The sequence below is a fragment of the Massilia sp. genome (assembly GCF_046293535.1).
Taxonomy (GTDB): Bacteria; Pseudomonadota; Gammaproteobacteria; order Burkholderiales; family Burkholderiaceae_D; genus Telluria.
Genome location: NZ_JBKBOV010000046.1, coordinates 33159 through 41898, shown reverse-complemented (window position 1 = coordinate 41898; position 8740 = coordinate 33159). Strand labels below are relative to the sequence as shown.

Here is an 8740-nt window from a genome sequence, read left to right as displayed (position 1 = left end):
AACGTGTCGATCACCGTCAAGCTGATCGCTCCGATCGCGATGGAAGAAGGTCTGCGCTTCGCAATCCGCGAAGGCGGCCGTACCGTCGGCGCCGGCGTGGTTGCCAAGATCATCGCCTAATTTCGGTTAGCGAGATCCGTCGACGGGGCGCGTGTCCCGTCGGCACAACAGGTGGGGACAGACTTTTCGGTCTGTCCCCATCTTTATGAGAGGGAACGGTGATATACTCCCGCCTCTTGAGCAGTACCGAAGCACCTTTCACACATTGCCGGCCCCAAGCCGGAACGTTCTTTTAAAGGAAATAGCATGTCCGCTCCGAACCAGAAAATCCGCATCCGCCTGAAAGCGTTCGACTACAAGCTGATCGACCAGTCCGCCCTGGAAATCGTCGACACCGCCAAGCGCACCGGCGCAGTGGTCAAGGGCCCGGTCCCGCTGCCGACCCGCATCCAGCGTTTCGACGTCCTGCGTTCGCCGCACGTCAACAAGACCTCGCGCGACCAGTTCGAAATCCGCACCCACCAGCGTCTGATGGACATCGTTGATCCGACCGACAAGACCGTTGACGCACTGATGAAGCTGGACCTGCCGGCTGGCGTCGACGTCGAAATCAAGCTGCAGTAATCGCATCCACCGCCAGCGGATTTCTCCGCTGAGGTAGCAAGGGCCGGGAATCCGCAAGGATTCCCGGCCCTTGTCGTTTCCGCCCGCCGCAGCGGCTCAGTTCAGGAGCGCGTACAGCACCGGCCCGAGCAGGCTGCCCATGACCACGCCACCGCCGAGCAGCAGCACCAGCAGGGCATAGCGGCCAATCCAGCCGACCAGCGTCGGGTAACCCGTAAAATGCGCGCGCAGGCTCGCGGCGGTGAGGCGGGTGGCATCGTCCGGGAGGTGATCGTTCGACATGGGAGCTCCTTGCAAAAGTCCATTGTCGAGTGCGCTTTTAGCGCGCACTTTGTGCTGGCGCAAGCGCCACGACAGGACAGCAGAGGCTGCGGAACTTCTCCAACCCGGCTGCGGTAAGCGCTTTATGCGGCGCACATTGAGCGGACAGCGCACGCGTGTTGTAATCGTAGGGATCACAACAAAGCGAAAAACGCATGCTTGCCGCACACAGCTTCCAATCCGCAGCGTTCGAGCTGCGCCGCACATCCTGGTTGCAGCTTGCCGGCTACGCCTATCTCGGCTTCTTCATCCTGGTGCTGGTGCGCCTGGCGGCACCGAAAGAGATGGGGTCCGCACTGCGCACGCTCGCCATCGCACTACCCCTGCTCCTGCTGGCCGCCAAAGATTTCGCCCACCTGCCCGATGCGCTGCAGCGCCTGCGCGGCGCCACCGACTGGCGTGGCCGCATCCTTGCCCTGCTGCCGCCGGAATTGATCGGCATGGCCAGGCTCGACCGCCTGATGTGGGTCGGCTTCCTGCAATGGCTGCGCCGCCGCAAGCCGCTGGCGCGGCCGGAAGGCACGGCGCTGACCTATCTGCAGCGCGGCGCCTACGGCACCGCGATCGGCTGCGCGATGGTCGCGGTATTTCTCGAGCTGCCGATCGACTTCGGCATCCTCTACCTGTTCGTCGACGATCCGGATACGCGCATGCTCATCCATGTGGTCGGCGGCATCGGCGCGGTATACACGCTCGCCTGGGTGCTGGGCGACCGCTGGCACGTCGCCGACGGCAGTCATGTACTGGCGGACGACGTCCTGCACCTGCGCATCGGCGTGCGCACCCAGGGCAGCATTCCACTGTCCAGCATCGAGCGCGTCGATGCGGTGAGCGAGGCGCCCGAACGCTGGCGCCGGCGCCACGGCATCCACCCTGCCGACACGATCACGGTAACGCCCTTCGACAAGCCCAATTGCACACTGGTCATGAAGCCGGACGCCGGCGTGACGCTGCTGCACTGGCAGGTGCGCCGGGCCGCACCGCGTTATGTCCTCTTGTATCTCGACCGGCCGGAACTGCTGGCGAGCCGCATCGGTCAGGGCGGATGAGGCGAGAGCGGCGGCTGCGCGCCGTTCCGGGCGCGCTCATCATCCTGGCGCACCTGGTTTTCTTCGCCGTGCTGCTCCGCTACGCCGGCATGCCGACGGTCAGGAACGATACGGCGCCGGCCGATTACATCGCATACGTGCATATCCCGGCCGCCGCCAGGCCGGCGCCGGCCCAAGCGCCGGCACCGGCGCCACAGCGCGCAGCCCGCAAGCGCAGCGCAAGCCTGCGGCAGGACGCGCCGCTGCCGGCGCCGCCGCCAGCCGCGCCAAGCGTGCAGGAAGCGCACGAAGCGCAATCCGCGCAGGCGGCGCCACAGGGCGCGCGCCTCGACATGGCCGCCCTGCGCTCGGACGCGCGCCGTATCGCCGGTGAATACGTGCCGGAAACGTTCGAACGGGTGCGCGATGCCGAGCATCGGCTGGAAGCCGGGAAGAAGGACCTCGGCCGCGCCATCAGGGAAGCCAAGCGGCCGCCCTGCACCAAGAAGTACAGCGGCGGCACGTCCTTGAACGTGTTCGCCTTGATCCCGCTGGCGATCGACACCATCACCGACACCGGCTGCAAGTGGTAGCGCCGGCGGCTTAGCCTTTCGAGCCGGTCTTCCAGCGCAGCCCGAATCCGAAATGCCGATCCATCAGCTCGTGCGCGCTGGTGCCGCCCTGCTGCTGGAAGTACTCGGCCAGCTTGGTGACCTGCAGGCTGCCGCCCCGGTTCTCGATCAGCGCGATCGCGCACATCATCTGGTTGCCGCCGCCGTCCAGGCGCACCTCGATCGGCGCCTGCTCCGGCGCGGAGATGGTCACCACGCCGTCGGTCGCCGCCCAGTTGGGCACGCCCTCGTAGATGAAGGAGAAGATCAGCGCACGGCGAATCTGGTCGAAGCGCTCGCCGTTGATGAACAGGTTCTCGCCGCCGGACACGGCGCCGGTGCGGTCGTCGGCATCCAGGCGGATGAAGGGCTCGCGCTCGAAGTCGCCCCACGCGTTGCCGAGCGCCTGCACCAGTCCGCGCCGGCCGTCGGCCAGCTCGTACATGCAGCCGAGGTCGAGGTCGATGCCGCCGCGGCCCTTGCGGGCGGCGCCGGCGCCGGCGATCAGCTTGTCGAAGAAGCCGGTTTTCACGGGCGGTGGCGGCGCCGTCGGCGCCGCCTGGTTCCAGTTCAGGTTGACGTGGATGCGGCCGAAGCCGCGGCCCGCGCGCTTGTCGAGCGAGACCTTGTCGCCGCGCTTTTCCAGCGTGACCTTCGACAGCGACACCCTGGGCTGCGCCGGCGCGGCCGCGGGGGCCGAGGTGGGGGCAGAAGCGGCAGCCGGCTTGGCTTCGGTGCCGCCGAAATGCGCCAGCAACGCCGACAGTCCGCCATTGAAGCCCTGGCCGACCGCGCCGAAGCGCCACATGCCGTCGCGCCGGTACAGCTCGGCCACGATAACGGCCTTCTCGTCACCGAAGTCCGCACCCGACCACGGGAAGCGCACCGCGCTGCCGAGATTCAGGGCGCAGGCGCCGAGCGAGCGCATGGTCTGGACGCCGTCGATGGCGGCGACAAAGACGAGCTTCGTGATCGTTGCCGGCAAGGCGTCGAGATTGACGGCGAAACGGGCCGGCGAGCCGCTCGACTCCAGCCGCAGCGCGCCCTCGGGGCTGGACAGCTGGTTGTAGAACACCATGTAGCGGTCGTCCGACAGGCGCTCGGCCGCATCCAGCCCGAAGCAGGACACGTCGACCGAGAGGCCGGGCGCCCCGATATCCACCTCGACGGTGAAGGCGTTGCCGGTGCCGAGGTCGGCCAGCTTGCCTTTCTGGCCACGCGAGAACAGGTTCATGAGGTTTCTCCTTCCATCGAACGGGAACCGAAGCGGTGTGATTGTTCCACCAGGCGCTCGGCCCAGGCGCGGTGGGTGGCGACTTCGCACATCGCGTCGTCCATGCGGAACACGGCCGGACTGGCGTCGTCGAGGATGGCGCGCGCCACCGCCAGGTCCTGCGGGCGCACCTGGTAGTGCTGCTCGATCGGCCCGATCTGGGTCGGGTGGATCGCGGTCTTGCCGACCATGCCATGGGCCAGGTCTTCCAGCACCTCCTGGTCGAGCAGCTCGGGCAGGTCGAGGTATTCGAATACCGGCGCCGTCAGCGCGAAGCCCCAGGGCCGGAAGGTGGTGACCAGGCGCGCGATCACGGGCCCGAGCGGCGTGCGGTAGATCGTCATGCCGCGCGGCCGGCGCAGGCCCAGCAGGGCCAGCAGGTCGTTGCCGCCGATGCGCAAAGCCAGGATGCGGTGGCGCACGCCCGGTCCTTCGAACACGGCGCGCAGCTGCTGCATCTCGCTGTCGCAGAACACCTCGGCCGTCTCCAGCGTCGGCATGAGCACGTGGTCGGTATCGCGCACGAGGCGGAAATAGGTCTCGAAGTTGTGGCGCGTGATCTTCGGCAGCACGAAGCCGGTGAGCTTCTCGGCGCCCGGCATGGCCAGCACGCGCGCCATCACGTCCGGATTGCGCACCCGGACGAAACGTTCCGCGGTGACGTCGCCGCGCATGTTCGCCAGCACTACCGAGAGGTTGAACAGCGACCAGCTCAGTTCGCGATCGGCGATGGCGTCTTCGAGGCAGAAGATCAGCGAGCGCGCGTCCGGCAGTTTTTCGCCGTTGGCGATTCTGGCCAGGTCCTTGTGATTGGCCGGCACGTACAGCGACGCGCCTAAAGACTTATGCATCCGATGCACTCCTGATCAGGGAAACTGCGTGATAGGGCAGAAGCGGGTCGAGCGCGACCGGCACCTGTTTTTCTTCGGCCAGCAGCTCGAGGTGCCGCACGTCCGGCGCACCCGGCTGGCGCAGCACCAGCAGGCGCGGCATGCGGCGCAGCAGCACGCGGGTCGCTTCGCCAATGCCGGGCTTGATGAGGTTGACGTCGGCGATGCCGTAGCGTGCCATCGCGCCGTCGAGATAGGCGCGCGAGCGTTCCGCTGCCGCTTTCGCATCCAGCGGTGCCGCGCCGGGCGGCGTGGCGCCGGCCTGCGCCCGCGCCAGATCCACCAGGGCATCGGCGAAACGCTGCGACTGGTCATGGGGAGCGAACTCGCTGTAGTAGACGCAGCCATGGAAGTCGTCCGGACCGATCCGTTCGTCCAGCACCGTGCGGCTCACCAGCCCCGACACCGTGGCATTCAGGATGCTCGACGGAATCAGGTAGTCGTCGCCGGAAGCCGCGACGGCGGCCGCGCCGGCCAGGTCGGAGAGCACGTGCAGGCCATTGTCGATGCCGGTCCCGTGCGCCGCATTGAAGGCCGATACCGACAGCGCCAGCTCGCGCGCGATCACGCCCTTGCCGGTCCAGCCGTCGACGAACACGAGCGATTCCGGCGCATGGCCCCGGGCCAGGATGTGGCGCAGGGCGGCCCGGTCTACGCCGCGGTCGCGCACGATCGACACGCAAAAATGGACCGTCTCGCGTTCGAACACCTCGCGCAGCAGCCGCGCCACCACCACGCCCACCGGCGTGCCGGCGCGCGCCAGCGAGACCACGGCGATGCGGCCGCTGCGCCGTGCGGCGATGAGGCCGGCCAAGCGCAGGCAGTCGGCCGCCATGCGCGCGTTATTGGCGCGGCAGGCTTCCTCGAACACGGCCATGTAGCGCGGCGAGGGCAGGGATTCGGGCGACAGCATCTGGCTGTAGTGGCGCCGGCCGGACTGGATCAGGCGCTCCTTGTCGTGCACACTGGTGAATTCCTGCGCCTGCAAACGCGTGAGCAGGAACTCGACCTCGCCGGCGCGGTAGCTGCCCGGGAAGCTCACAGGGCCTCCACGGTCAGGCGCGCCAGCTGGGTGGCGCGCGGCACGATGGCGTAGTCGCAGGCCGCCATGAAGCGCGCGTCGGAGCGGCTGTCGCCCATGCCGAAGGTGACGATGTCGCCGTGCTCGGCGCGCAGCATCGCGGTGACGTGGGCCACCGCGTTGGCCTTGTCGAGCGCTTTCGGCAGGATGGCCAGGTTGTTGCCGTTGCGGTGCACGACGTAGTCCGGGTGGCCGTCCGCGATCCAGGGGCGCACCACCTCCATCTCGATCGGCGCCAGGCGTTCGTGGCGCTTGTCCGGATCCTTCACGACCAGGAAGAAGGGCGTGGCGAAATCCTCGATCATGCGCGCGCGGCCGCCGAATCCGGTGCGTGCGGCATGCTCGTCGATGTGCCGCGCCAGTTCCTGCAGGCCGGGCAGGGCCGCATGCATCGCGCCGCGCATGCCTTCCAGCCAGGGCATGTCGGCGCCGCCGCCGGGCTGCAGCACCACGCCGCCGTAGTTGATGACGGCGTAGCTGTCGAAGGGCAGGTGCACGCGGCGCAGGCCGTCGTGGTCGCGCGCCGTGGTCGGGATCACCGTCATTCCGTCCTGCACGAAGCTCAGGAAGGCGCGCTGGGCGCGCGTGGTGTACGAGCAGATGCTGCCGTCCTTGTAATAGGCGGCAGGCTCGAGCGCGTCCGCGGAGGCGCACTTCTCGAAAGTCTGGAACAGCGTATCGTCCAGGTCAGCGAACAGGAACTTCTTCAACGTCATCCTCGGACAGGAAGTGGAACAGGCGCGCATCCAGCAGAGCGGCGAGCTCGCGCAAGGCGGCGTTCGGCGCGGTCTCGTGGCAGACCAGCACGTGGTCGTACTGGCCAGGTGCGATGTTGTACACGAAATTGGCGATGCCTTCGCCATAGTTGTCGGGGAAGCGCAATGCGTGGCCGACCGCGCCCCAGGCCAGGATCGGTGAGCGCGTGGTCGACTGCACCCGGACGTCGACGCCGCGCCGCTCCAGGGCGGCGCCCAGCAGCATGGCCGCATGCATGAATTCGCCGGTGCCCAGCACGGCCACCTTCGCGCCGGACGCGAATTCTCCCGCCAGACGCGCGGCCAGGGACTCGGGCGCGCGTAGGGCGGCGCGCAGGCCCAGGCGGCCGAAAGCGGCGCTGGCGCCGCGGTCCGCATCCGGGTCGAAGCGCTGGGCCGGGGTGGCCGGGGCCACGTAGTCGCCCGGCGTGAAGCGGTACTCACCGCTGAGCAGCGCGCCCATCGTCACCGGCAGGCCGAAGCGCCCGGACAGGGCGGCAGTGGCCGCCGGGCCCATGAAATTGGTGATGGTCGCCAGGTGCACCCGCGCGATGCCCGGGTTGAGGCGGCGGCAGGCCTCGGTCAGGTTCAGGAAGGTGTTGCCGGTGCTGGCTTCGTCGTCCACCAGCACCAGGGTGGAGGCCGCCAGCAGCAGGGCGCCCAGGTGCGGATCGTCCGGCATGTGCAGGAACTGGCGCGGCGCGTGGCTGTGCGCTTCCTCGAACTCGATCAGCGCGCCGCCGCCCACGCGGTAGCGCGTGGTGTGGATGAACAGCGCCTCGCGCCCCGGATTGGCGCGCAGCCAGGCTTCGAACACGCCCTGGCCGAGGCCGATCGCGGTTTCCGCCATGGCAATGAATACGACCGGACCATCGCTTGCCGGCACGGTGGCGGCAAGGCGGTCGTGGATGTCCAGCATGCGCGCAGGCGTCACCGGCCAGTGCTTGCCCAGCACCTTGCTCAGGAACAGGAAGCCGCGCTTGGCATTGGCGCGCGCCGCGAAGCCGAGCAGGTCCTCGAACTCGTCCGCGCCTTCGGCCACCGCGACCTCGAGCGTCCCGGTAGGCAGTTCCGCGCTGCGCCGGGCCAGCGCATGCGGGTCCGACTTGGCGTTCATGCCAGCTCCAGTGCGTCGGCAACTTCGATGACGCGCATGCCGTTGCGCACCGGCGTGACCTCGACCGTGTCGAAGCCGTCGGCGAAGCCCTTCAGCGCGATCCAGGGCAGGTTCGGTCCGGCCGCGCAGGCCATGCCGATGCCGCCCGACATGCGCGGGTTGATCTCGAGCAGGCGCGGCTTGCCTGCGGCTTCGCGGAACTGCACGTTGAAGATGCCGTTCAGGCCATAATCGGCGGCGAGCTTGGCGGTCGCCTCGATGATCTCGGGGCGCATGTCGATCAGCTGGCCGCTGCCGGCCTGCGCCGGCTTGCGGCGCGCCACCGCCGCCACCAGGCGGCCGTTGTCGCCCACGCAGTCGACGCTGTACTCGGCGCCTTCGAGGAATTCCATCAGCAGCATGGTGCGGAATTCCTTCAATTCGGCCAGGCCGCGGCGCAGGTCCTGGTAGCCGATGTGGTATTCGACGCCCGCCAGGAGCAGGGCGGCGCTGCTGCGCACTTCATCGACGATGGCGAAGCCGATGCCGTAGATGCCCTTCGCCGGCTTGATGCACAGCTTCGCGTGGCGCGGGCGCAGTTCGGCCCAGGCGGCGTCGAATTGTTCGAGGTTGTCGAAGCGGCGGAATTCGGCCACCGGCGCCTGCGGCAGATCGGTCTCCGCGTAGAAGCCGGCCTTGTCGTGCATCAGCTGCAGCTTGTGCGGCGTGGCCGCGCTCAGGACGCGCGTGCCGAGTTCCTGGAAGCGCGCGTGGTGCGCGGACAGCAGGGTGGCTTCGCGGCCCGGCACGAAGATGTCGATGCGCTGCTTGCGGCAGAATTCGAGGCACCATTCGACGTAGGCGGCCGGCTCCAGGCCGACCGGCTCGCCGTGGAACTCGTGCGCCAGGCGCGCCGCCGGGGTATGGCGGTTGGCATTGCTGTGGATGATGGTGAAACGGCCGGCGGTATCGGCCTCGCGGATCAGCCGGATCGCGGCGTAGATGGACGAAAACGTCCTGTTGTACCAGACGCGCATGAAGACCTTCGAGACAGGTGGACG

General features: G+C 68.3%; 10 protein-coding genes and 1 pseudogene. 4 read left to right on the top strand and 7 right to left on the bottom strand.

The window, feature by feature from the left end; all coding sequences use genetic code 11:
• Both ACK4S9_RS19755 and rpsJ read left to right on the top strand, forming a co-directional pair.
• Positions 1-120: pseudogene (locus ACK4S9_RS19755) on the top strand (elongation factor Tu); the annotation flags it as partial.
• A gap of 186 nt (positions 121-306) precedes the next feature.
• Positions 307-624 carry a 30S ribosomal protein S10 gene (gene rpsJ / locus ACK4S9_RS19750; RefSeq protein WP_005663509.1) on the top strand — a complete coding sequence of 106 codons (318 nt, stop codon included), beginning with the start codon at positions 307-309 and terminating at the stop codon, positions 622-624.
• A 96-nt stretch (positions 625-720) separates the two neighbouring features.
• On the opposite strand, the gene ACK4S9_RS19745 is transcribed toward rpsJ, so the two are convergent.
• Positions 721-906 (bottom strand): hypothetical protein, encoded by a 186-nt coding sequence (locus tag ACK4S9_RS19745; protein ID WP_409729093.1) that lies wholly within the window; start codon positions 904-906, stop codon positions 721-723.
• A 194-nt stretch (positions 907-1100) separates the two neighbouring features.
• Here ACK4S9_RS19745 and ACK4S9_RS19740 point away from each other — a divergent pair, with 194 nt between their 5' ends.
• On the top strand, positions 1101-1994 hold the full coding sequence (locus ACK4S9_RS19740) for a hypothetical protein (protein WP_409729091.1): 894 nt from the start codon (positions 1101-1103) through the stop codon (positions 1992-1994).
• Entirely contained in the window at positions 1991-2566 is a 576-nt protein-coding gene (locus ACK4S9_RS19735; protein WP_409729090.1) for a hypothetical protein, read from the top strand. The genes ACK4S9_RS19740 and ACK4S9_RS19735 overlap by 4 nt, the downstream gene beginning before the upstream one ends.
• A 10-nt stretch (positions 2567-2576) precedes the next feature.
• Here the strand turns inward: ACK4S9_RS19735 and ACK4S9_RS19730 are convergent, their stop codons facing one another.
• The 6 genes from ACK4S9_RS19730 to ACK4S9_RS19705 are packed head-to-tail and all read right to left on the bottom strand — an operon-like array spanning position 2577 to position 8716.
• Positions 2577-3818: a TerD family protein gene (locus ACK4S9_RS19730; RefSeq protein WP_409729088.1), complete on the bottom strand. Its 1242-nt coding sequence runs from the start codon at positions 3816-3818 to the stop codon at positions 2577-2579.
• Positions 3815-4708, bottom strand: a complete 894-nt coding sequence (locus ACK4S9_RS19725) for an HpcH/HpaI aldolase/citrate lyase family protein (protein WP_409729086.1) — start codon at positions 4706-4708, stop codon at positions 3815-3817. Before ACK4S9_RS19725 ends, ACK4S9_RS19730 begins: the two co-directional genes overlap by 4 nt.
• Positions 4701-5789 carry a cysteine protease StiP family protein gene (locus tag ACK4S9_RS19720; protein WP_409729084.1) on the bottom strand — a complete coding sequence of 363 codons (1089 nt, stop codon included), beginning with the start codon at positions 5787-5789 and terminating at the stop codon, positions 4701-4703. Before ACK4S9_RS19720 ends, ACK4S9_RS19725 begins: the two co-directional genes overlap by 8 nt.
• Positions 5786-6544: a hypothetical protein gene (locus ACK4S9_RS19715; protein ID WP_409729082.1), complete on the bottom strand. Its 759-nt coding sequence runs from the start codon at positions 6542-6544 to the stop codon at positions 5786-5788. The genes ACK4S9_RS19720 and ACK4S9_RS19715 overlap by 4 nt, the downstream gene beginning before the upstream one ends.
• Complete coding sequence (locus ACK4S9_RS19710) at positions 6516-7700, bottom strand: phosphoribosyltransferase domain-containing protein (RefSeq protein WP_409729080.1); 1185 nt, start codon at positions 7698-7700, stop codon at positions 6516-6518. Before ACK4S9_RS19710 ends, ACK4S9_RS19715 begins: the two co-directional genes overlap by 29 nt.
• Positions 7697-8716 carry an ATP-grasp domain-containing protein gene (locus tag ACK4S9_RS19705; RefSeq protein WP_409729078.1) on the bottom strand — a complete coding sequence of 340 codons (1020 nt, stop codon included), beginning with the start codon at positions 8714-8716 and terminating at the stop codon, positions 7697-7699. Before ACK4S9_RS19705 ends, ACK4S9_RS19710 begins: the two co-directional genes overlap by 4 nt.
• Positions 8717-8740 lie beyond the last annotated feature (24 nt).

What these genes read in the sequence shown, in the direction of transcription:
- ACK4S9_RS19740 (WP_409729091.1), top strand. Translation starts at nt 1,101, where the DNA reads ATGCTTGCCGCACACAGCTTCCAATCCGCAGCGTTCGAGCTGCGCCGC.
- ACK4S9_RS19705 (WP_409729078.1), bottom strand. Translation starts at nt 8,716, where the DNA reads ATGCGCGTCTGGTACAACAGGACGTTTTCGTCCATCTACGCCGCGATC.
- ACK4S9_RS19730 (WP_409729088.1), bottom strand. Translation starts at nt 3,818, where the DNA reads ATGAACCTGTTCTCGCGTGGCCAGAAAGGCAAGCTGGCCGACCTCGGC.
- ACK4S9_RS19735 (WP_409729090.1), top strand. Translation starts at nt 1,991, where the DNA reads ATGAGGCGAGAGCGGCGGCTGCGCGCCGTTCCGGGCGCGCTCATCATC.
- ACK4S9_RS19710 (WP_409729080.1), bottom strand. Translation starts at nt 7,700, where the DNA reads ATGAACGCCAAGTCGGACCCGCATGCGCTGGCCCGGCGCAGCGCGGAA.
- ACK4S9_RS19725 (WP_409729086.1), bottom strand. Translation starts at nt 4,708, where the DNA reads ATGCATAAGTCTTTAGGCGCGTCGCTGTACGTGCCGGCCAATCACAAG.
- rpsJ (WP_005663509.1), top strand. Translation starts at nt 307, where the DNA reads ATGTCCGCTCCGAACCAGAAAATCCGCATCCGCCTGAAAGCGTTCGAC.
- ACK4S9_RS19745 (WP_409729093.1), bottom strand. Translation starts at nt 906, where the DNA reads ATGTCGAACGATCACCTCCCGGACGATGCCACCCGCCTCACCGCCGCG.
- ACK4S9_RS19715 (WP_409729082.1), bottom strand. Translation starts at nt 6,544, where the DNA reads ATGACGTTGAAGAAGTTCCTGTTCGCTGACCTGGACGATACGCTGTTC.